Source organism: Megasphaera sp. SC8-1 (genome assembly GCF_024436295.1).
GTDB lineage: Bacteria > Bacillota > Negativicutes > Veillonellales > Megasphaeraceae > Megasphaera > Megasphaera elsdenii.
This window is the reverse complement of record NZ_JANFQH010000031.1, coordinates 126,457-150,767: the sequence shown is the minus strand read 5'-3', so window position 1 is coordinate 150,767 and position 24,311 is coordinate 126,457. Positions and strand designations below refer to the sequence as shown.

Sequence of the window (24,311 nt, the reverse complement as noted above, 5' to 3'; positions counted from 1 at the left end):
TTTTATGCTAACAGGCGGCCGACGAGTTTGACACAATCTGCCGCATCCTTGGAATAGCCATCGGCCCCGATTTCATCAGAGAAACTCGGCGTGACGGCCGCGCCGCCGATGATGATCTTGCCGTCGTAATGCTTATCCGCCGCTTCGGCGATGACGTCCTTCATGTGCATCATGGTCGTCGTCATCAAAGCCGACAGCCCGACGACAGACGCTTTTTCACGCAGCGCCGTCTCGATGATCGTACCGGCCGGCACGTCCTTGCCCAGATCGACGACTTTATAGCCGTAGTTGCGTAGCATGAGACCGACCAGGTTCTTGCCGATATCGTGGACGTCGCCTTCGACGGTCGCGATGACGATGGTCGCCATGTCCTGCTGGCCCGGTTCCTTCTTGATGAGCGGTTCCAAATAGGCAATGGCCGTTTCCATGGTGTTGGCGCTGGCAATGAGCTGGGGCAGGAAGTAGACCTGTTTATCGTACAAATCGCCGACTTTCGTAATGGCCGGGATGAGCAGGTCGTTGATGACCGCATCCGGTGCCATGCCCTTGGCCAGTTCGGCCTGGGCCAGGGATACGACGGCATCCTTTTCCCCTTCCAGGACGGCCTGATAGACGGGATTGACCGGCCCTTGTTCAGTCTGCTGGGACTCCCCCGCCGCCGCCACGTCGGCCGGCATCCCCTGACGGGCCAGGAGTTCTGCCTCTTCCTGGCGTTTCTTTTCGGCTTCTTTCTTGTCGAAATACTGCATGCGGTGGATATAGGCCAGGTCGCTGCCTTCCTTATTCATGAGCATGTTGGCAGCCGCTGCCGTATTCATGAGCAGGTCCTGGGACGGATTGGCAATAGCCATGGTCAGGCCGCTGGCGATGGCCATGGAGAGGAAAGTGGCATTGACATACATCCGGTCGGGCAGGCCGAAGGAGATATTGGACAGCCCGCAGACCGTCGCCAGGCCCAGGTCGCGTTTGCAGTGCGAGAAAGTCGCCATGCAGTCCAGGGCCGACGTCGGTGCCGCACCGACCGTAGCCACCAGGGCATCGACGACGATGTCTTCCGGCGTAAAGCCATGGTCATAGGCATCGGTCAGGAGTTCGTCGAGGACGGCGTGCTTTTCTTCCAGCGTCTTAGGGATACCGGCGTCGGATACGGGCAGGGCAATGAACATGGCGCCGTACTTCTTGACGACCGGCAGGAGCTGTTTGCGCTTTTCCGTTTCACAGGAAATGGAATTGACCAAGGCCCGGCCGGGATAGATGCGCAGGGCCGCTTCCATGATTTCCGGCGAACTCGTATCGATGCTGAGGGGCAGGCCCGATACGCCCGTCACTTCGTAAATGGCTTTGAGCATCATTTCCTTTTCATCAATGCCGTTGGTCCCCATGTTGACATCGAGGATGGCCGCGCCGTTGCGTTCCTGTTCGCGGGCCATGGCGCGTACCAGGTCCAGCTTTCCCGCCCGCAGTTCAGCCTGGAGCTTCTTCTTGCCCGTCGGGTTGATGCGTTCACCAATGACCTGGAAAGAGCCGTCGAGCTGGATTTCCACGACCTGCCGTTCCGAAGCCAGGACGCGGTGATGGCTGGCATGAGGCGCTTTCGGCGTCATCTGGCAGACCGCATCGTGGAGGGCCCGGATATGGTCCGGCGTCGTCCCGCAGCAACCGCCGACGATATGGGCACCGGCTTCGATGAGCAGTTTACCGTCCTGAGCAAATTCTTCCGGCGTCGTCCTGTAGACCGTCTTGTCGCCATCCCATTCCGGCAGGCCCGCATTGGGCTTGGCAATGAGGGGGACCGTTGCATATTCATACATCTTCTGGACCGTTTCCACCATATCGGCCGGCCCGGTCGAGCAGTTCAGGCCGACGGCATCGACGCCGAGATGCTGCAGGACGACGACAGCCGCTTCCGGCGGCGTCCCATAGAGGGTACGGCCGTCTTTTTCAAAAGTTAGCGTCGCCATGATGGGCAGGTCGCAGACTTCTTTGATGGCCAGGACGCAGGCTCGCGTTTCCTGGAGGCTCATCATGGTTTCGACAATGAACAGGTCGACGCCGGCGTCATACAAGACCTTTGCCTGTTGGCGATAAACATCGACCAGTTCCTCAAAGGTCAGGTCGCCCATGGGATAGAGCTGCTGGCCCGTCATGGTCATATCGCCGGCGACCAGGGCCTTCCCCTGGGCGGCTTCCTTGGAAATGGCGACCAAGCCCTGGTTGATGGCGGCCAGCTGGTCGTCCAGACCGTATTCGGCCAGTTTGATGCGGTTCCCCGTAAAGGTCGGTGCATACAAGATCTGGCTGCCCGCTTCGATGAAGTGGCGCTGCAAGTCGATCATGACCTGGCGGTTCTCCAAGATCCATTTTTCCGGGCAGACGCCGATAGGCATGCCCGCCTGTTGCAGATTCGTCCCAGTCGCACCGTCGAGCATGACGACGCCGCGGCTGAGCAAGTGCTGGAATTCTTCGTTAGTCAATCTAAGTTCCCCCTAAAAATTCAGATAGTCGATATATAAACGCTGAAAGGCTTCATCGTTGCCGAGGACGATTTCTTCCGCCCCGTCGGCGATGGCCTGTAACGTGTCTAAGGTCACGGCGCCCGTCAAAAGGCCGATGGCCCCTTTCAGGGACGTATTGCCCACGGCCGTCGTCCGTTCAGCCAAATCCGGCGGCAGCAGGCCGATGACAGCCGCTTTCTGCGGATCCAGATAATAGCCGAAGCCGCCGGCCAGCCAGACCTGCCGGATATGCTGGCGGGAAAGGCCGCTCCGTTCGATGAGCGATTCGATACCGGCCCGGATGGCGCTCTTGGCCATCTGGATTTCCCGGATATCCTGCTGGCTCAGGATGATGCGCTGATAATCCAGCGTCGATGCCAGCGGGAAGCCTTTATGGAAATAAGGTTCGACGAGTTTCCCCGTTTCGTCGACCAGGCCTTCCCGGACGAGGCTGGCCATGGCTTCCAGGATGCCCGTCCCGCAGATGCCGACAGGGACCCCATGGTCGATGGTCCGCACCTTGGCCCGGCCCCGCTCGATGTGGACCCCGCAGATGGCCCCGGGCACACTGCCTGTTCCCCAGGTCAGCTTGCCCCCTTCCAGGGCCGGCCCGGCCGGTGCCGAAGCGATGAAGCGTTTCTCTTTGTTCCCCAGGGCCATCTCCCCATTGGTCCCCAAATCGACGAACAAGCTGAGGTCGTCCGACGAAGCGACGCCGCACTGCCAGATGCCGGCCGTAATATCGGCGCCGACGTAGGTACTCATACCGGGCAGCAAAGTCACTGTGCAGTCCGTAAGTACGCCCTGCTGTCCCAGAACGGCCTGTACTTCATAGGTCCCGCCACCTAGCGAGACGGGATGGAAGGGCCAGTTCCCCAAGCCCTCACAAGACCAGCCCATGAGCAGATGGAGCATCGTCGTGTTGGCCGCGATGGCCATGCGGTGACAATGGCCGGCAACGCCGGGATGGTCCTGGAAGAGTTGTTGCACAAGGCGCGTCAAATCGCGACGGACGGCTTTCTGCAAGGCCTTTCCCTTGCTATGGCAGGCAGCGCCGATACGGCTGATGACGTCGGCCCCAAAGGAACGCTGGCTGTTGACGGCCGTCGCCGTCGCCAGGATCTGGCCATCGGTGCAGTCGACGAGGGCTGCGGCTAACGTCGTCGTCCCGATATCGACAGCCAGCCCGTAGTCATGACCTTCCGTTACCACAGCAGCCGGGTCCGTCGAGTCGGCTGCGACGGCCGAAAAGCCCTGCTGCTCCTGGACCGGGACGACGAGCTCTACGGCATCGCGGGTCACGGCCTTACAGGCCAGGCGCCAGCCCTGGGCCAGTTGTTCATCAGAAAAGATGCGCCGGTCTTCGGGCGTAACCGGCAATGTCCCCTGGACGACGCGGACACGGCACTTGCCGCACATGCCCTTACCGCCGCAAGGCAGGGCCAGAGCCGTTCCCTGAGCCTGGATATATTCATGGACCCGGCAGCCTCCGGGGCAGGTGATATGCACTTCCTGAGCCGTCCCAGCCTGGCGCTGGGTGCAATCCGTCTTCGGGCAGGATGTACAATCGTGATTCACTTGGAACACAGCCGGGTCGTCACCTAAATCAAAAACCAGGCTCATGGACTTAGCCGGTGACAAAGCCATCGAGGCATTGACCGTCACGCCGACCGTCCGACCAGCTGAAGTCTCACGGATGACATCGGCCTGGACCGATAAAGGCAGGTCACTTCCCGGCTCGTGCCGGCAGACGATGCCGCAGCCCTTTTGCCGGCAAATAAGGCGGAGCTGCTGGAGAACCTGCTGTTCCAAAGCAAACAGACACGTATCCGCCATGGCATCGAACAGCAGAGCCCCTACGTCGTCGCCGTCATCGCGATAGCGGTCCAGCTGACGACTCACAGCCGCGCCTAACGTCAGGATGACATAGAGCCGTTCCCCGGCAAAAGCCAGAGCCGCCTTGGCCTGCAAAGACCGCCGCAGGAGCGGTGCCATATCCCGGCACATCCCTTCAGCCCGTTCCCAGGCCTCCCCTTTCGAGCCATAGCCGGCAAAGCGCAAGGCCTGCTCTATATCGGGAACAATCCGCTGCCCCCGGATGATACGAATATCTGCCATATACTTCCTCCTAAAAAGATTATCCATAATACATAAATTATATAACCTCAAGGCGTCTCGTGGCAACACAATCTTAATAAAAAAGGGATGGTCGCACGCGCAACAATCCCTTTCAAGCCATTAGTGGCTAGCAGTTAGTTGTCAAATTGGACGAAATATAAGCAGTTTCATCAGTATCTTCTAATAGCAATTTTGCGTAGACATAAATACAAAAGGTAGAAAATTTCTTTGACATGCCCAATCATAGTTCAACCTCTCCGCCCCGCTGGGGCACCTCTCCTATAAAGAGAGGCAAAACAAAAAGACCGCACATGAAGATTTTTATCATGTACGGTCTCTTTTTCATTGATGGTGGTCCGCAATGTCATTAATTCTAAACCTATTTATTTTACAGATGACTATTTTTATATTTTTTGTTCTGCCTAGTATGTTTTTTCTCGCATTATGAAATAAAATGCCCCCTAAATTTAGCTGATTGCATCACTGAATTTAGGAGGCACTTTTTTTACATGTATACCATTATTTTGTCACCCAGCCCACCAGAAGAATTCCTGCTGTAACGGCCCAGGTATCCCGCTGTCGTTTTAAGCGGGCTTCTTTTTTTGTCATATTATTGATTTGGTCTGTCAATGTCTGCAAAGATTCTTTCTGCCTCTGTAATTCGTTGTTGGCTTGAGTCAATGAGACGCTGGCTGTCTGCAATGAGTTTTTTGTTTTCGTCAACTGTTCGTTGGCTGCTGTTAATTGAGTCTGCAACGTCGTCGAGTTGCCGTCGAGCTTGTTCAATTTCATCTGAAGCGTTGACAAGTTGCTCTCTAGCTCTCTGATTGTCGTCTTTAATTGATTGTACTGTACGGCTGACATCGTGATTGCCGCTGGCTGCTTGTCTGTCGTAGTGCCGGTACACCATCCAGCCCCCGGTAAGAGCAACCAGAAGCAACAACAAGCAAGCAATGATAAGTGTTTTATTTTGTTGGACAATGGCTTCAACTTCCTTTCTCTGCGGCAGATACAATAAGATCACCTCCTACATATACCATTCATTCATATCCAGTCCCCAATCCCAGCCATCAATGCGGTCATTGGATGTGTACTGCCATCCTGCCAGCGGCAAGCGGCAAACTTCCGAGTAATCGCACGTTGCATTGTACTGGTTATACCAAATTGGGACATAATCTGCCAATTCACTTGTAGCAATGTAGTCTCGCAGGGCGTAATAGCCGGCGTAGATACCGGCCGACTGACCGGCTGCATTTAATTCTGAAATAAATGCAGAACAGCGGCCCGTAGGATCTGCAACGCCGGTCAACCACTTAACTGGGTTCGGCAGCGTGTTGGGATCATCTTCAATGTCGTACCAAATTCCCAGTGCCGGTGTTTCGCCGCCCAACAGATTAAGCATGGACTGTGCTTCTACGCGGGCTTCATCAGGAGTCCAGGCGTGAGTATAGCAATAGACGCCCCAAGGTAAGCCACGTTTACGACATTCTTCAACAAAATCATATACGCAAGCCGTCGGAGATTGTCCGTTCAACGCTTTAATGATGACACCTTCGACGCCAGCATTGACAATATCGTCAAAGTTAATGCCTTCTTGCCAGTCAGAAATATCAATTACTTTCATATGTGCGCCTCCTATTCTTCAATTGTTTTAATTCCATATTCATGAGCCAGCATATTTTCTGCCTTGCATCCACGGTATTTTTTCCAATCTCCGATGAAATATGCCACATCGGCCTGCGATAAAATTAAGATGGATTGGCCTAAAAACCACAACGGTTTAGCATCATGAGGTGCTCCCTGAAAAAACGAGTCCAGCACAACAACGTCTTCGCCATATTGCTTTTTAATCGCTTTAATCGCACGGGTCCGCTCTGCTAAAATTTGTTCGTCGGTTTTATCTCTCATAGGCTGGCTAATAAAGGCTTTAACTGTATTCATATATATTCCTCCTAACCTTTTACGCAGTAATTTTCCCACTTCTTGTAAACGTCGACGTAGTTTTCGTTTTTGTCGCCGTTGTGGGTAACTTCGTAGTACATGCCATCTGACACCGTTGTACTGACTAAGCACTTCCAATTCTGTAATGTCTTACAAAACCAGACGACAAAGACATCATCCATCGTGAGTTTTTTCTCATCAGTAACGTCTACATGGTCATTAAAATAATTCATGACAATTCTTCTAGCTTTTTCCTGCATCCTTCTTGACCTCCTGTCTTAATGGCATAGCTCCTACTGGCGAATTATACCGCGAATCCATGCCGTACTTTGTCCAGGCTGCTTTTGCCAGGCCCACGATACCGGCCAAGCCGCCGGCCACGGCAGATACGCCGGACCAGCAACTCATAAGTTCAAATTTTGTGCCATTTAGTGCATTTGACCAGTACCCGTAAAGCCAGCTACATAAAATCAGGCAAAGAAAAATCATCATGATGACGGACAACATGATGACTAAAGCCAGCCAATTTTTCTCTGCCCAATGTCCAAATTGGACAACCTTTTTCATAGCATCCCTCCTAATGCCGAAAATAATCAACAATAAAAGATATGATACCGCCGATAATGCCAGCGATGACATACATCGAATTGATACGATGATGAGCCGCACGTCCGCGCTGATCTGCAATGATTGCCAGCTCTTTCGTAGCCTGAAATTGCTCCTCTAATTTTTTCACCGTATCGAGCGCCTGTTTAGATTGTGCTTCAAGTCGGCTCATGCGTTCGAGAACTTCCGTCTGGAAATCATGTTCGCTCATGTATTCGCTTCCTTCCAACGAAAAAGACAGCCAATCTTTACCTCTGTGGCTGTCCATAAGTTCCATAGTGTGTTAATCATTTTGTGTAGTGTACCTCGTTTCATTTTTCATCTTCCTTTTGTTCCTTTAAGACATTATTGTGTTTATAGCAATCGTAGTGCTGCCTGAGTCCTATCCGCCATATGGATACATACCGTAAATTCTACAATACACAAACGTACTTAATAAGCCGTAGGTGACGATACCAGAATCAGTACTGTCTGATATATTTTGATACCATAGATTACCTTCTGAGGTAATACCCACAAGATAAACTTTAGTTGTAGTATATGCAAATCCTTGCGCATATACGTTGTTAGATGTTCGCAGAATCCATTTATTAGAGGAATATTCCCATTTTCTAAAAAGATTTAAAAATACTTTATCAGTTGATGTTGCATCAGAAAAAACTGGGAACCCAGAAATAACTAGGTCTATTTGGTTGCCATATTTTGTAATCCTAGAATTATTAATAACATCTCCCCTAGTTAGTGTTTTATTTGTTGGATTATCTAGGCAGGAATAATCATAGCTTCCACCAAGCAGTGTACCAAAAACATGTGAAGAAGAATAAAATCCAAATACATTTGGGATCATCTGTGACACATATGATTTACAACGCACATCTAAAAATACCCCAAATGTATTTGGATTTATCCAATAAAAAGTAGATGAAGTACTGGCTCCAAAATTAACATCATATAGTTTTATAACAGCATATTTGAGTTGCGAAGGGGTTTCATATGGTTCTTTGACATCAATACCCATTACACCGCAGCCTTCAATATTCGGCGATTGCGCAATTAATTTGGAATTATATGTCATTTGTACTGCAACATTACTGTTTTCTATCGCATACCATCCTCCGGATATTGAAGTATTAATAAGTATAAATGCGGTATATTCGTTTGTCATTAATGTGTTTCCTGGAATTATATTCCATAGAGTATCATCAATAGAAGCTTTATCTAATCCAAGTGAATAATACCACCCCCCACTTACAGTGCATAGTGTAGTACACTTATACCAATACAAATCTATACCATTGCACATATTACAGTCTTTAAATGTGACTAAGAATGATCGTTTTAACAAAGCTCCTATGCCAAATCCATGTATTGCAATTCCGGTGAAGCGTATGTTATATGCTTGAGTACACAATCCAATGGTTTTATTAGACTTTGCGTTTAATGAAATATTAGTAATATATATATCCCTTGGCCCACCAACTATTCCATCATCTGTTGTTACATCTTTATCATCTTCCATGATTAAAAGTGCTGCTGTATTATCAGTCCCACCATATAAAAAGCAGGCCTGACCTCCATCTATTGTCCATGGAGAATTGCTAGGTTTTTCCCCATTAATAAATATACTGCCATTAATGCGTAAACTTGAGGTTATAAGATATGTACCTTTTGGTACATATAAACTTTTGTAAGATGAAACACTATAAGTTATCGCATTTTGTATAGCAATTGTATCATCGGTACTCCCGTTTCCTTGTGCCCCAAACTGTTTAACATTAATGGCTCCATCAATAATTAATTCGGATACATTTCCATTATCTAAGACGAGGATACTGCCCCCATTATCTGTATCACTTTCTTTTTTCTGTCTAATGATATAGACAGCACCACCACCATCATTCGGCGCATAGTATCCCAGTGTCACGCATGGGCGCCCGGCTAGGGCCGTTTCACTAGTTTTCATTTCAGCCACACTATTATAGTAGGCGATTGGGAGTTTGAATTTACTCATACCGGCATATTCGCGTGATAGGGCTGCCCAGATTTTAGCGCTCTGTGTGTAGCCTGTAGGGCTGTCAGGATCAACTAATCCATCAGGGCTTACAGGGGACATGGCCCATTTTTTTGCCATGTCTTCGCTATTGGCTGCATTTTCTTCGCTTTCGGCGGCGGCACTGGCGCTGTTTCTGGCGTTGGTTTCGCTGAGTTTGCAGTCGTTTCGGATATGCCACAGGCTATTACAGCGGCTTCCGATTTCCTGGAGGATCATGATAATCCAGTCCAGGCTTTTTTCGATGAGCGAGAATGGCAGTTTTCCCGGAAGATCTGCGTTCTGTTGCTGCGGTGTTTCCCGGATGAGTTTGATGGAGTATGGCGCGGCCAGGGGGTCCCCTGCTAAGGGATACTGGTATATGTTGCTGACTTTGTCATACTTGAAATTATTCGTAATTCGTTTTTCATAGCCCACATCATTGATGATGTACCCGACTATGTCATCGCTATTACGATACGGATAAGGGTACGGAAACGACGTTTGCACGCCGTCTCCTTTGTAGGTAATGCTTACTTCCGTTGTCTGAATCATTTTTTATTCTCCTTTTTCTTTTCATTAGCTTTCCGTTTGGCTTCTTGCTGCCGTTCTTTGGCCGTTTTATACCGCCTGTCGAAGATGACTGCGTTGGCCAAGGTGGCCAGGCTGCGGTCTGTATCAATCATGCTGAAGCGCATGAGGGACCAGAAGCCGTCGGTCAAGGTGTCCGGCAATCCGACAAAGCGGTTCAAGGCGCGGTTTGCGGCGCGGGCTACGTCGGTGGCGTCCTGATTTTTGGATGCTGCTGCTTTCGAGGCTTTCATGAGTTCGTCTACAGCAGATACGGCCAGGACGTTGCTACTGTCGTAGTTCGGCAATCCGAACATATGATTTCCGATGATTTCGGCGGCATCGCGGACGATTGGGATACCCTGGACGGTGTTGCTTACCATTTTGACGCCCATCTTTTTCAGCATCTTGTCCAGATCATCGCCAGCCACGGCCGACCGATACACTTGTTCAAATATGGAGTTAAGGACAATCCAATAGAGCACCGTGTTAAACATAGCCATACGGTTTCCGGCTTTCCATTTATAGCCGGCGTCGATGAGCGCGTTCATGACGGTACTACAGTACGAATAAAACGACGTCAGCTGTGCTACGAACCCGTTCTTGCGCTGTATTTCGGCCTGGTCTTTTACCATGTTGGAACCGAGGACGTCGCGGACAGCCTGGTCTGCTTCAAACAGTGCCTGGTCCTGCATGGCCTTTTCATCGGTTTTACCTTCGTCAATTTGCTGCCGCAGGGATTCGTCGTACTGGAATTTCCAGAGCGCCAAACTGCACATGAGGTCCGTTTCGGTAATGAAGAAATACCCATAGCGGTTTATTGCCTCTTTTGCTGCGTATGCCCTACGCCCAGCGCTGCTGATATTCTGCGGCATGTCGAGGCGCATGTTCTGCTGAATGTCGCGGTCAATCGTATTGATACGATCTGCCATAAACGGCGAGTGTTCCATGACAAAACGGCGATTCCGATTATACGTCTTTGTACCTTTGTTGAAGGCACCAGCCCCAAAGCGAACCAATGCTTTTACCGTGTTTGCCGGCCCAATACGTGCCATCATAGGAAAGATATTTAATAAGTTGAGCATCATTGTACTGGTCCTATACGCGATAATCGCGAACGTCGTATTCCGGCGCATTGTTGCCAACATATGGGAAATTTTATCCGTCTTTTGAACATCCGTCTTCCAGCAATCTTTTGCCCATTGTCGGAGGGCCTCATAGGTCTTCATCCCGTAATTTTCATGAACGGCCGCTTCTACCGCAGGCTGAGAGATGAGCTTGTATACATCTGTAACAGCTTCTCTCATGCAGATATGGTGAATGGCCTCATTCACGGCAGCCGGCCAGGTATCCAGACATTTGTTTAAAACCTGGTCGTTTACTTGTTTCACTCGTTTCTTTGTGCTGCCCATACCTATCCCCATGGCCGAACTCCCGGAAAGCTGCGTTTTTACAATATCGTCCAGTTCTCTTTCGTTCGTTTTAGAGGTCAGTCTTGGGTCGTACTTAATGGGATAATAGCCACCGCTTACTTTACGCCCATTTATAGTATAGGCTTTTGCTTTGACCCTTCCCATTCCCACTCCGTATAATCTTTCCTGAACTTTATTTCGTTCCGGCCAGTACTGGTCTAATTGCTTCCAGACAGCCTCCAAAAAGTCCAGGTCCTTATCTGTCAGCGCACGGGCGAAGACGTCCTCAATGGTCGCCTCATTGGCTTTTTGTGCTTTATTCTTGACGGTCCGGTTGGCTTCGTCGAGGACACGCTGCCGGCCTTCTTCGTTGCCCCAGTTCAGGGCCATGACGAGGAGCTGCTCTTTCGTGAACCGGTCCACGCTGCCCAGGGAGTACTTTTTATCGCTGCGGATATGCTGCCATTCTTTGTCCGTGTAGATATGGTAAATCCTGGCGAATTCATGACATGCTTCCTGCTGCATCGAGAGTTCCCGGCGGCAGGCTTTATCAATAGGCCGATAGATAAACTGCATCCATTCCGGTCCCATGTTCCGCAGCAAGGTTTCTATTTTCGTCAGCGATAAGAGGGCATCGCTCAGGATTCCCTTGCCCCGGTCCTTGCGGGTCCGGTCGTTCTGTTCCTGTTCGGCGTTCCATCCTTCCTTATGCGGGAGAGACTTTGCCAGGCGTTCGGCAGCGTCTGCAATGGCGACGACTTTGCCGTCATCGTCGAGAAGGGTATTTGCTTCATAGTCGCGGCGGGATACTTTGTTGACGGCGCGTATGGCTTCGTTAATGTCCCTGAATTGTTCCATTGTCAGGTCTTTGTCGTATTGGATACGGTCTTTTCCGTCGACAATGGCACGGATCCACGGCGCTACCATGGCGTCCGGGTTCGGTGCCGTGTCCTGTCCCGTCGCGTAGTCCGGCGAGAGGTCCCGGTAAATGTAGTCCCAGTTCAGGGGTGCCGGGTTGCCGTCCTTATCCAGCGGCGGCCGCCCGTCGCGGTCCGTCATGCCCAGGTTATACGCCAAATGTTGGATGAAATAGCGGGCGTGTGGTCCCATGCGGACCGGTTTGTCGGTGCGGCCTAATTGTTTAAGTATTCCTTTGATACCGTAGATTTCCTGGCCGTTTATATCGAGGGAACCGCTTTCCCCTGCCATGGCCCGACGGATATAATCGGCATTATCTTTGGCGGCCCTAGCCATAGCATAGAATTTCTGTGCATTGGCTTTTTCCATGACTGCTTGTTCGAAGGAACCAGCACTCATGTACTGGTCCGCCCGGTGACTAGCCGCTTTGGCTTTGATTTCATAGTGCCGCCATGTCGTCGCCTCCGATACTTTCATAGCATCCATTTCTTCACGGGCCAGTCGTAACATGGCCATGTCACTGCCCTGGACCATGTCACGGGCCTGATTGAGGCCGTGGATGACATCGTTCAACGAGTCCTTCAGTTCCTTGATGACCCTGGCATTTTCCTTCTTATTCGCCTGGTCCTTTTCTTTTGTGTCGGACAGCTGCTTCTTCAGCTCTTTGATTTGCTGGTTCTTAGACAAAATACTGTCCTTCAGTGCACCTTTTTGTGCGGCATTACGGTCAATTTCGACGCCCATGATTTTCCGGAGCTGTGCCGCAATCTGCGCATCAGTGCCGGATACATTGCTGACTTCGCGAAGGGCTTTGACACATTCCGCAATATAGCCATTCATTTTTCGGCGCATGGCAGCCGCTTCCAGCTGGTTTAGCGCCATCTGGCCATTGGTTGAGGCCAGCATTTCGTCCGCTTCCGCGCGGATCATTTCCGGCGTCATGGCCATGTCTTCTTCATAGGTCTTTCGGACGGAGTCGATGTAGGCGTCGGTCCGCTCTTCCATGGTGCCGCCGGCGTCTCTTAAAGCTTGCTTGAATTCGGCATCATTTTCATAGCCAAGTTTGGCCAGAATACCGGCGCGGGCTTCGGGCATGTTGTTGTAGATATTTTCGTACTGGTAAATGGGATTTTCCGCGCACAACTGTTTCTGGTAGCTGATACGCTCTTCTTCTAAGCCCTGCTGCCGTTCCAGTTCGTCACGCTGCCGGGCTTCTTCTTCGTATTGGGAAAGCAGTTTTTCCTTACATTCTTCTTTAATCTTTTCGGCCCACTTCTTTATCATGGCCCCTTCGCTGCCGGAGAGATCCCCGGCAAAGCCTTTGCGGTTCCATGCATCGAGTTCGCGCAGCCGTGCCCAGGCTTCTATTTCATCGTCTGACGCAAGCATCCGGTCCATGACACGGCGCACGTCGTCGGACGGTTCTTTGCCCAGGTTTCGCAAATCCCGATAAATGCCGATAAGCCATTTTTTAAATCGGCGGAATGGTCCCTGTAATTCTTTTACAGGCGCTTTCCCTTCGGCGATATAGCGTTCAAAGGCACGGGCGAAGCGTTCCTGCATCCAGCGTTCTTCGGCGGCTTTAATGGCTACGGTATTGCCACTTTCGCGGGCCTTCCGGATAGCGGCTTCATAGCCTGCAAATTCTTTTTCCAGGAGTGTTCCTTTGTAGTCGTCCAGTCTGCCATCAGCATAAGACGCCCAGTCTTGAATTGTATGCCAGTCCTCGACAAGCTGTTTCGGCGCTCCTTCTTCCTGCACCATACGTTCCATTTCCGTCAAATACATATGGGCTGATTCATGGATGAAAGAAGACTGATCCGCTGCATCGAAGAGGTGGATAGCGCCGGTGTTCGCGTCGAAGGCACCACGGATTTTTCCCTGCCGATATGCCTGTTTATATCCATCAGACCCGATGTACATGACACCGCCAGTTTTGTTATCTCCAAAATAGATACCATAATTGGGAGTACCATCGGAATTGATATAGGGTTTACCCAGGTTATCGTTTACATTTTGCAGGAAGTCACGTATACTAATGTTAGAACCAATGCTTGGTACTGGCCGGTCAAGCCCTTGCTCACTAGAGGAAGAATGTCCGGAGGTACTGCCAAGCATTGGTTCTTTTTCATTTGATATATCATAAGCTCTAAATTGGGTATATTCTCCATCTTCAACACTAAAGCCATGTTTTTGTGCTTTGACAGTAATTTTTACAGCGTATTTGTTGTCATTCATCTCTACAAGCGCAAAAATCAATGAGATTCTATTAGCTTTTCCATGTTTATCTACATGATCTTCCACCCAGATTCCCTTGCGGATAATATCCGGAATAGCTTCTATCATTTCATAATGTAATGTGTTTTGTCGGTTCTTAGTAGCTGCTGCATTACTGGTATGGTCTGTTTTGAAATGATCTACTGATTTTTTCGTAACAATGACTTTGTTTCCCGTTGCTTTATTGACATAGGGGATATACTCTCCTTTGTCGTTTTTCTTAGAAACAATGTCATCTTCGACAGTACCAGGCAGTTTACGGCGTAAATTCCTCCAGTCCATGCCTGCATATTTTTCTTTAATCGTAATGATTGGCGCAAGGGCGTCCAGATTGATGGTCATATTGGTTATCGGTTGTCCGAATTGGACATCGCTTCCAGTTCCGCCAATGTGGATGGGATGAGCAGCGGCAAAGTCTTTAGCCGTGTAGGCTGTGTCTCCGTAGTCCCGGCGGATTTGTGCCCACCGTTCGGCCATGCGGGCGTATATGTAGGCATTTTCTTTGGCTGCCTGGGATACGGCCTGGTTCCCCTGCTGGAAGGTTTTTACAGCGTCCTGATAAACGGCGGCACCTTCTTTGCTGAAGGTCTTACGAAGGGCGTAGTCACTATGGCTGAGTTCTTCGAATTTTTCGCCCATATCGCGCAATGTTTCATAGCGCTGTTTAGCAGCTTCCACGTTGGCATCCCATTGTTGCAGGAGTTCCGGCGATGACGCTGCCAGTTCCGCCCGTTCGTTCTTATAGGCCACATCGAGCATCTGCTCTTTCGTTGCTTTCCCGCCGTACTCTTTATACATATCGCTATACCAGGGTTCGTTGTTGCTCATGCGATAGCCGCGGCCGGTCTGGACGTTGTCATGGTCGGCCGTGTCGGCAACGACGATAGACACGCCCTGGGGCTTGTAGGTCCAGTAATACTTAAAATTGACTGCGTCTTCATATTGCTTACGAGCGTCTTTCAGCGCTTCTTTGTAAGAAGATTGCAAATCATAGGGATTGCGATAGACGACGTCACGGGCAGCATCCTGTTCGATGGCATCGGCATCTTGAAAATGTTCCTGCATGATTTCTTCGGAGATGGCATCGCTCTTATCGTTGGCAATGTCGCGAAGTTCCTGTGCCAGGGCATCCATACGCTGCTTCCGTTCGCGAAGCGCTGCCAAGTGCGTACCGCCCTGGTTCATGGTAGAGGCATCCATGAGGGTATCCGTATCAAACGATTCGTCGGCCCGCTGCGCAAAGACGCCTGTCTTGATTTCCAGATCTGTGCCATTCTGTACCGCTGTATCTACCTGTTCCGGCGTCACTATATCCCGTTTTACGAGGTCGTTCAGTACGTTGACGCCTTCCGAAGTCCGGGCCAGTTCCTGGGCATCGGTGTAGATAGTGCCCATATCGTGCTGTTCGGCCTGGCTTTGGATGACAGTTTGATACGTGGACGGAGAATCTGTAGCCAGCTTATTGTCCGATTTATTAGCCACAAGGTCTGTAATCATTTGTTTTTCTACGTTGCGCTGATATTCTTCGCGCCAGGCGTCAACTTTGAGGCTGGCAATATTACGCATGGCGTTATAGTGCCCGGCCGTATGCATCCCGGTTCCCATAGCGCCCATGCCGAGGGCGGCCGGGACAGCCTCTACCATCGCGTCGACGGCGTTGTTGAGCACATCGCCGACGGTGTTCCATCTTCCCTTATGATGGATTCCATATTCTACGTTGGTTGCGACGTCACCGATGACGGACTGCACGCCCTCTTCCGTTAATTCAGACAGCGTCCCGCGGGCGTACTGTTTTGCTCCTGCAATGGCAGCAATCTTAGCCAGGGCTAATTTACCCTGGTTTATTACGTCCCGTTGAGCAGCCGCATTGGTCAGCAGAGATTTTGCGGCATCTTTGCCAAAGGCCGCTTTAATCGGACCATAGCCGAATTCCAGCAATCCCAATTCGACGGCCCCATTCAGCGCGCCGACGACGGCACTATCAGCCAGTATGTTCGCCCGGCTGTATAAAGGCTTTCCATTCGACTGCTGCTGTGCCATCTGCCAATATCTGTCGGCCATGGATTGCTTGCTGATTTCATTGTACATGCCAATCCGCAAGCCCCAAGCAGCCCCGGTCGCACCGGCGGTGGCCAGAATTGCGGCCGAGCCAGCCCCGAGTGTTTCCGGGCCAGCCGCGGCGGCGGCAGGAGCGGCCTTGGCCATAGCCAGGGCCATGAACGTCGGGACATACTGGAGAGCGCGCAAGCCCTGAGTTCCGTAAATGGTCAGCTGCTGCACGGTATCATAGACGATTTTCCCCAGTGCCGATGTGGGCCGGTCTTCTTCCTGGTAGGCTTTGAGACGCTGTGTGATTTCGTCGACTTCCGGTTTTACGGTATCCAGGTCTTCGCCATTGACAGCTTTCATCTGTGCATCATAGAGTTTCACCATATCCGAGCCGGAGTTAAATGCGTCAGCAAAGAGTTCACCTGCACTGTTGAAGGCATCGCCGATACGTTCGAAGATGCTGCGAGTATCATTCAAGTCCCGGTGATTCCGCAAGGCCAGGGCCGCACCAACGGGGTTTTCCTGCCGGAATTTCGCCAACTCCGGATAGTATTTATCCAGCGTTTCCGGCGAATACCAGTTATTGCCAGGAAGAAAGTCATTGATAGTCAATAGGGTATCGCGTTTCTTTGTTTCTTCAAGCAGTTCAGGATGATCTACCATATACTGCGGCGACACGCCGAGCATAGGGGCATAGGTATCGGCATCCTTGAGTACCTGCGCATTTTCGTTGAACAGGTTGCGCCAGATATCGCGGGCCGAGTCGACGACCCATTCCGCGGCCTTCTGCCATTCCGGTTTTTCTTCCAGCGCATGGTAATTCAAGTTTCCAGTAATGGACGGCGTCGTCAAAAGGTCTGGCTGCGGCCGCCGAACTGGTTTTCCAGAGGCGATGATTTCCCCTACCTTTTCTTCGTTCTCAGCCTGCTGCTGGGCTTCTTCTTCGTGCCGCTCTGCTGTCTCTTCGGCCGAGGGAACGACCATTTCCTGCGTCTGCTCTGCGACGGGCTTTACTTTGAAGGCTTCGCTCAAGTCGCCCGATGTATCAAAGGTATAGTCTGCCATATTTCCTCCTAATAAACGTAAGACCCGCCACCTTCGGACTGGTCTTCGGTTTCACCATTCACATAGGCGACGTTATTTTCTGCGTGTTCTTTGAAGCTTTCGTTGATGGCTTCTGCTGCTTCGCTGACGTCTTTGCCGATTTCGGACGCGGCATTGCTAAGCTTATCGATTGTGCTGCCGTCATCATCGCCGCTGTCATCGCTGCTGCTGTCGTCTCCGCTGGAGTTATCGGCCGCTTCAACGACGTCCGCTAAAGTCTTTTCGTCCTTCAAAATAGCCTGTACATCCCAGACATCGATATAGTACGAATTATGGTACAAGTCTGTTACCCATGCGTACCCATTATCGCCGACAGTCACACGCAGAATTCCGGCTGCCCGCATTTGTGCCTGCGAATAGCCGTTGGCATCGGCTGTTACTGCATTCACGCCAAACTGAATTAGTTCGTTCAGTGGTGGTTCCTGTCCGTTATGTTCGGCCCGATATTTTACGGCAGCCTCGCGGACCAGCTGCTGCACAACGGCCCAGTTCCCTTTAAACGTGCTTGGATCAATACCGCTGGCATTGGCAATCTGCTCAGGCGTGATATTATACATCGGCTTATATTCACCAGTTCCATTCTGATAATCACTGGCCGCTTTCTGCAAGGTATTGAGGTTTGACGCTGATAAGTGAATCCCATGATTATTGCAATAGTTGACTATATCGTTGAAGGACTCTATGCCGTTGCTTCCGAACAGTGATTTTAGGACAGTCATATTGGCCCCGCTGCTACGAGATCCGCCGCTTCCACCACGACCACCGCCGCGGCCGCTTCCTCCTGACCCGCCAGTACGGAAGCTGACATAGGCACTGATACAGCTTTTCAGCGTCGTATATACATCCGGATTGTTGTAGCCGTATCGCTCTGCAATGGCTAAATAGGCTTGCGGGTCCAGATTCCCCGATTGATAGAGCTGCTGCATTTCCATTCGTCCCTGTTCGACGATAGCGTCATTGGCTTCTTTTTCCTGCCGTTTCTGCTCAGCAATGATAGAAGTCGCCATTTGTTCCGCTTTTTGGAGTTCTGCTTCATCATAGATGACTTCCGTATGAGCCGTGACGCCCTGGGACTTTTCCAGTCCGCCGTGATAGCCGCCTAAGTGGAGATGGTATCCGCTGCCGGCATCGTGGAAGAGGACTTGGTCAAAAGCGCCGGAGTCTTCAAAGGCTTTGCGGACTTCTTCGGCTTTTTCGGCCGTCGTGCCGTCCGGCAGGACAATGTCCACGGCATCGCCGCCGTTCGGTCCAATGATATGCTGACTTGTAGGACTGCCGCCGACTTCTGCGTTATGTTCCCGTGTACGTCCGCCGGATGAGATTTCCGCGCCGTCAGCGACGCCCATTTTGTTGAGCATCCCGCCGATAATCGGCAGGGCTTCCCGGAATTCCGGTTTCAGCTGCTGGACCTGTTCGTCGATATTGGCCCCCTGGGTCGGCAGGTTGTACGGTTGAATCTTGCTGCCGCCGTTACCGGATAAGTCCATACCTTTCAGGGATTCATAGTTGTTCTTTGCTGTTTCTCTGTACTGTTCGGCAGCTGGACCGGTGCCGTTATACGCCCGAACGCCTTCCCAGGGGTCGCCTCCGTTTTCGTCAGTCTTCTGTTTGAGGATATACGCACCGGCACGGATATTCTGTTTCGGGTCCGTATTCCAGCCAGGAAATTTATTATCCAGATCATAGGCCCGCGCTGTTTCATCAGTAATCTGGGCGAAGCCGCCGCCGTCTGCCATGTGCATCCCTTCGACGGTATTGCCACCTGTTTCAATCATCCCCGTTGCTAAATAAATTTGAGGATCTACTCCTTGTTCATGGGCGGCGTCAATATACCAATCGACGACCTGGTTGCCCGTGCTGGCACTGCCACTGTATACGGTCTTCGTCGCCCCGGCCCGGATGTATTCGGAACGTTTTTTGGGGTCATTCGGATACAGGCGGGCAGCTTCTTTTGCCCGGGCTAACAGGCCATTATCATGTTTCCGCTGCAAGAGCATATGCCGCATGGACGTCAACTTGCTGTCATCGACCCAGGGACTGACCTTTTCCAGCAAGGCCGTCGCTTTGTCGAAGTCCGATGCATTACCGCTGGCCGTCAAGTTCGTGAGCACCGAGTTGACCATCGTCGTGGCTTTATCTTTTATCATGGCGTCCAACTTATCTTTCCCGTAGATATTGCCATAGAGGGCGTAGGCTGTCGCCGTAATGCGGTTCAGTCCTTTTAACAGGCCGTCGCTGTTGCCGCTTTCGACGAGGTGGTCCGTTTCGTTCGTGACAAAGGTATTGAACGTGTTGTCCCGATGTTCCAAGTCTTTCGCGTACTGGTATTTCATGACCTGGCCCGCCCGCTGAACGTTTACGTCATCAGCCATGCGCAGGAAGGCATCGTGGGCTTTCTGGTAGTTCGGCAGGCCGGCCATGGCCGATTCCCGGATAGCCCGTTCGCCGGCCTGGTACTGATTGACGACATCCAGGGCATTTATATCCTGCTTATTCAGCAGTCCCGTATCGGGATTGTTAAGCAGGTCGTTCATGCCGGCTTCATATTTATTTTTTGCGTCGAGAACACTCAGGTTGATTTGGTCGTCGACATAGGCCTGCATCTGCTGCTGAACGGCGCTCATGCCAGTTTGCCACACTTTAGCGCCGGACACGTTGGCCCCATAGGCGTTCGAGTCGCTTGGAGCCTGGACATTTCCATGGATGGTATTCGGGTCCACGGACGGGTTATAGCTCTTGATCTGCATGATTTCCTCCTAGTAGTATTTTTCGATATTAACCGGACGGATACGCGGCTTGGAGTCGTATTTGGCAATCGCCTTATCCAGGTTGACTGGCGTAATCCCCGTATACGTGTAGGCCGGCGTAAAAATGCCGGCTTCCTGTTTGAACCGGTTCGTATAGGTATAGTGGCCGCTGCCGTTATAATAGGTGCCCGGGTTAATATCATAGGCGCCATTATAGGTGCCGCTGGTCTTGTCGGCGGCTCCGTAAGTTCGATGGATACCATACATAGACGCAGCCGTCCCTAGAATCGTGCCCCATAAGGCACTCTTTTTCTGCGCTTGTAAGTTAGCCGCGCTGGTCCGGTAGGCATTGGCCTGGTTCTGATAGTTGACCTCGTTCACATGTTCGGACCAAACGTCATTGCGCTGGTTCTGCAATAAGGTACTGCTGTCATCCCGCCAGGCATCATAGCTGGAAGACAGGGCATCCAAAGGGGACCCGCTGAGTTGCAGTCCGCTGGCGCCGGCCTGAGCGGCTGTCTGCCCGGCGGCTAATTTCATGCGGTCATTCAGCTTAGACTGCTGCGCTGCATATTGTTCGGCAATCTGTTCTTGTTTGACCTGGCTGATACGGGCATTTTGTTCGGCTGCCTTAGCCTGTGCATTATACAGCGCAGATTGTGCGTTATACTGCTGTTTTTGCTGGTTGTACTGATTGATTCCCTGTATGGCCGTAAGGGCCATCATCCACGGTGCGCCGCACATGCTTTTCATCCCCTTTCACAAAAAACAACTGCCACGACATATCTTTATAGAGAAAGGGCTTCGAGAATTCCGCGCCGAATGATTTCAGCCAGCGCCGGGACTTCTCGTTGCTCTGGGTTATCATATTCCACATTTTCGGGAACCGCCGCTTCCACTTTGGCAGAATCTGCCGGCCCAGGGCGACGAATTCTTTCTTGTAATGCTGATAGAGGTCATGTCGTGCGACACACCACACGACATGGCCATAGCCGCAAATTACACTGCGGCTGACGCCAAATAGCAATAGCGGCTGGCCGTCCACGTAGGCGATGTAATTTTCGTAGTCTACATCGACGGCAAAGGTTTCTAACTTGGTATCTGTAGCTTTTAATTCCATATCGTCCCGAGTCCGCAGGCGTTCTGCCAGCCAGCGGACGTCGGGCAGTAATTCTTTCGTTATCGGTCTAACCGTTATATGCGCTAACCAATCCCCCATCAATACTGACCTCCTTGATTATGGCGTTGAGTTTAAAGGGGTACGGTTCATCACTCATGATACACAAGTGGTTGCGCGTGTTGGCCCCAATATCGTATAAGGGAACACTCTGGGTCAGGTCCCCGGAAAATAAGGTATATTCGTCTGTGTATTTGAGTTCGTCCATTTTGTCGAAAGTCAGACCGATTTTACCGCCGTATGTATCTTCGACGCGCAGGGTGACCGCGTTTATTTTATGGACGCGCCCCTGCAGGGTTCCTTCCCGGAGGCTGACTTCCATGCCGGGCTGTTCAATCTTGGTCGTGTACGGCAGGCCCGCGATGATACGGCTATACGACTCATCGAGATGCACCATGCCGTCAGCTGGGACGACTTCGTCTTTCTGACGGATACCGTCGCCTACGATGGTCACCGTTTTCCCGACGAGATGTGGTAAAGCAATCGTCGTGCCGCTGCCCGTGACATACGAGTCGGCGTATTGGTCGGTATCGTCGCGCATGACGGCAAACTGTTCCAAATACCGCTTCGGCTGCCCATTCACGGTCCGTTCGACGATCGCGTAGAGTTCGTCGTTCTCATTGCGTGGGATGGCGACAATCCATTTATATTTTCCGTCCGTGACGAAATGCGACCAGGCAAAGACTTTCTGCTCCCGTATCATCGTAAAGGCCAGGAGGGCGCCGTCATCGCGGACGAAAAAGAGCGTAGAATCCGGCTCCTGGCAATAAGCTGACGAGAGCAGTTTATGGTTCTTGACTAAGTGCGTAGCCAGAATATCCAGCTCGTCGCCGTTATAGTTATCCGATTCGTACTGATAACCCAGGTCGCGGACGGTCGAACCGGACCGCTGGACATGGACGATACGGTTGCCGATATGCTGTGGCAGACACGTCGAGGAGCCGCGCATGGTCTGTGACTTTGGATAAGCCTTCGTCGGCGTCAGGACGCTGTCGCCACTGATAACCCATTCATTCCCGGATGTGAGGACGACGAGGTCCTGCGATGGGACGAGGTGGCGAATCTGATAGGAGTTGCGGACAATGAGGTCCATTTTGATAGCGCTGTCATCGGTGACCGTACCGTCCACTTTTTCGACGGAAAAGTTCGGATAATCTCCGGTCTTACTCATCCATAACGAATAGGGATTCTTGTAGTTGGCGGCAAAGACTAAGCGGTCCTGGAAAAAACAGGACTGCTGGGGGAACCCGTAATAGCTGTTCCACGACGACAATGCATAGTCGGCCGTTTCGTCAGTACTGCCGAATACATCTTTGACGGCAGCGGTGACGGTCGTCCCAGAATTGATAGCGGTAATCTTTGCCGTCCCCGTATGGGTATATGGCAGTCGTGTCAGATCTACGGTCAGTTTCGATTCATGGGCCGCATCATCATCCCAGACTTTGACGATGAGCCGTAAATAGCAGCCTTCCGTTTCACTGCCCGATTCGGTGTAGTTCTGGTCGTCATTGGACGTGTACTTGCGATATTCCCGCCAAATGGAGCTTTTCTTTTCCCGCTTCTGAAGAAGTATTTCGTAGTGGTGTGTCCCATGAGTGACGATTTTCCATTTTTCTCCGACATAGAGTTCGCCTGACGTCCAGGTCGTCGTTTCTTCGCCCCAGGAGCCAGACAAGGTCTGGCTGCCGACTTTCTGGTTGAGCTGAATATAGCTACCTTCCATGCCATTGTGAAAAATAGCGGCTTGCGAGCTGATAGTCACGGTTCCAGAGGTTCCGGATGGCGTGACTTTATTATCGACGACGGCATCGAGCATGGCGTCATAATAGGGTTCAGTGATTTCCATGTCGATAAGGTCCCAGCCGTCCTGTTTATGCCGCAGCAGCTTTACCGGATACTGGCCGGAACAAATATACATGACATCGCCGGACTGGCTGAATTGTAACCCTTTAGGATTACTATAAGGCGTACTGATTTCTATGCCCGTATAGGCGCCATCTTTCCAGATCCGGATGTATTGGACACCGACTTCCAGGAGATACGCGTCAGTTTCAGAATTGTAAAAACTAACGAGGATAGCGTCCTGAGTGCTACTTTTGAGTTCGCCAATATACTTGGACCCCTGCCGACGGTAACAGCCGCCATAGGGGCGTATAACGGTGTTCTCCGCATTAAGCAAAGCCGACTTGTACTGGTCTAAATCGACACGGCTGCCGACTGCCGGGGATATTTCGCCGGTCGTAAAGGCCGGCTGAATGACGTAGATGTTAGCCACGGTATCCCCTCCTTGCGGCGATATAGCTGCTTTCAAAGGCGGTGTGCGGTTCCATTTCCCGAGCATCCTGGACCTGCGCCTGGGCGATGACAGCCCGGTACAGCTGATATTCGTTCTGTCCCTGCTGCGGGTTTCCGGTCAGCCGCATAGCCAGTTTCGACGCCAGCAGATGAGCGAAACCTTGCAGGAAAATCGTATCCATCAGTTCCGGGTCTTCCACATCCCACGTATAGTCGGCATAGCACTGCTCGCCATTGGTAACGATGACTTTCGTACTGCTACCGATATTGACGACGTCGAAGCGCTCATAGACGCGGTCAGCGCCGCTGGCATCGGATACGACGTTACGGATCATCAGGCATTTATCGGGATAGCCATAGGCAAAATCCCAGCCCGGCACATCGACATCGACTACGGCCAGGCGCTCAATCCGGTGTGCAAACCCCCAGGGAAAAGACCGTAGCACTTCACGACGCGTCGGGTCGTAGAATAGTTTACAAGCTCTCGCATTTTCCACGCCTTCTTCCATGTTTTCAATGACGCCCTTGCCGATATTCGACAGGGCCATGTTACAAATATCTGTATCGGTCATG

General features: G+C 51.4%; 15 protein-coding genes. All 15 read right to left on the bottom strand.

The window, feature by feature from the left end:
* Positions 1-2 precede the first annotated feature (2 nt).
* A complete protein-coding gene (locus tag NOS26_RS09770; RefSeq protein WP_255917667.1) occupies positions 3-2,474 on the bottom strand; it encodes a homocysteine S-methyltransferase family protein in 2,472 nt (823 codons plus the stop codon).
* 12 nt (positions 2,475-2,486) lie between these two features.
* A complete protein-coding gene (locus tag NOS26_RS09765; protein ID WP_255917666.1) occupies positions 2,487-4,613 on the bottom strand; it encodes an ASKHA domain-containing protein in 2,127 nt (708 codons plus the stop codon).
* A 610-nt stretch (positions 4,614-5,223) separates the two neighbouring features.
* A complete protein-coding gene (locus NOS26_RS09760; protein WP_255917664.1) occupies positions 5,224-5,628 on the bottom strand; it encodes a hypothetical protein in 405 nt (134 codons plus the stop codon).
* Positions 5,629-5,640: 12 nt separating this feature from the next.
* On the bottom strand, positions 5,641-6,237 hold the full coding sequence (locus NOS26_RS09755; RefSeq protein ID WP_255917663.1) for a GH25 family lysozyme: 597 nt from the start codon (positions 6,235-6,237) through the stop codon (positions 5,641-5,643).
* An 11-nt stretch (positions 6,238-6,248) separates the two neighbouring features.
* Positions 6,249-6,554, bottom strand: coding sequence for a hypothetical protein (locus NOS26_RS09750; protein WP_255917662.1), 306 nt, complete (start codon positions 6,552-6,554; stop codon positions 6,249-6,251).
* Between the two features lie 11 nt (positions 6,555-6,565).
* Entirely contained in the window at positions 6,566-6,787 is a 222-nt protein-coding gene (locus tag NOS26_RS09745; protein ID WP_255917661.1) for a DUF6275 family protein, read from the bottom strand.
* Positions 6,788-6,797: 10 nt separating this feature from the next.
* Complete coding sequence (locus tag NOS26_RS09740; protein WP_255917660.1) at positions 6,798-7,121, bottom strand: hypothetical protein; 324 nt, start codon at positions 7,119-7,121, stop codon at positions 6,798-6,800.
* A 10-nt stretch (positions 7,122-7,131) separates the two neighbouring features.
* Entirely contained in the window at positions 7,132-7,371 is a 240-nt protein-coding gene (locus tag NOS26_RS09735) for a hypothetical protein (RefSeq protein WP_255917659.1), read from the bottom strand.
* A 171-nt stretch (positions 7,372-7,542) separates the two neighbouring features.
* Complete coding sequence (locus NOS26_RS09730; protein ID WP_255917658.1) at positions 7,543-9,744, bottom strand: glycosyl hydrolase family 28-related protein; 2,202 nt, start codon at positions 9,742-9,744, stop codon at positions 7,543-7,545.
* Positions 9,741-17,480 carry a hypothetical protein gene (locus NOS26_RS09725; RefSeq protein ID WP_255917657.1) on the bottom strand — a complete coding sequence of 2,580 codons (7,740 nt, stop codon included), beginning with the start codon at positions 17,478-17,480 and terminating at the stop codon, positions 9,741-9,743. The genes NOS26_RS09730 and NOS26_RS09725 overlap by 4 nt, the downstream gene beginning before the upstream one ends.
* Before the next feature lie 8 nt (positions 17,481-17,488).
* Positions 17,489-20,266: a D-Ala-D-Ala carboxypeptidase family metallohydrolase gene (locus NOS26_RS09720; protein ID WP_255917656.1), complete on the bottom strand. Its 2,778-nt coding sequence runs from the start codon at positions 20,264-20,266 to the stop codon at positions 17,489-17,491.
* Positions 20,267-20,275: 9 nt separating this feature from the next.
* Complete coding sequence (locus NOS26_RS09715) at positions 20,276-20,992, bottom strand: hypothetical protein (RefSeq protein ID WP_255917655.1); 717 nt, start codon at positions 20,990-20,992, stop codon at positions 20,276-20,278.
* Positions 20,931-21,386: a hypothetical protein gene (locus tag NOS26_RS09710; protein WP_255917654.1), complete on the bottom strand. Its 456-nt coding sequence runs from the start codon at positions 21,384-21,386 to the stop codon at positions 20,931-20,933. Before NOS26_RS09710 ends, NOS26_RS09715 begins: the two co-directional genes overlap by 62 nt.
* Before the next feature lie 67 nt (positions 21,387-21,453).
* Positions 21,454-23,718, bottom strand: a complete 2,265-nt coding sequence (locus tag NOS26_RS09705) for a hypothetical protein (RefSeq protein ID WP_255917653.1) — start codon at positions 23,716-23,718, stop codon at positions 21,454-21,456.
* On the bottom strand, positions 23,711-24,310 hold the full coding sequence (locus tag NOS26_RS09700) for a hypothetical protein (protein WP_255917652.1): 600 nt from the start codon (positions 24,308-24,310) through the stop codon (positions 23,711-23,713). The genes NOS26_RS09705 and NOS26_RS09700 overlap by 8 nt, the downstream gene beginning before the upstream one ends.
* Position 24,311: the final 1 nt, after the last annotated feature.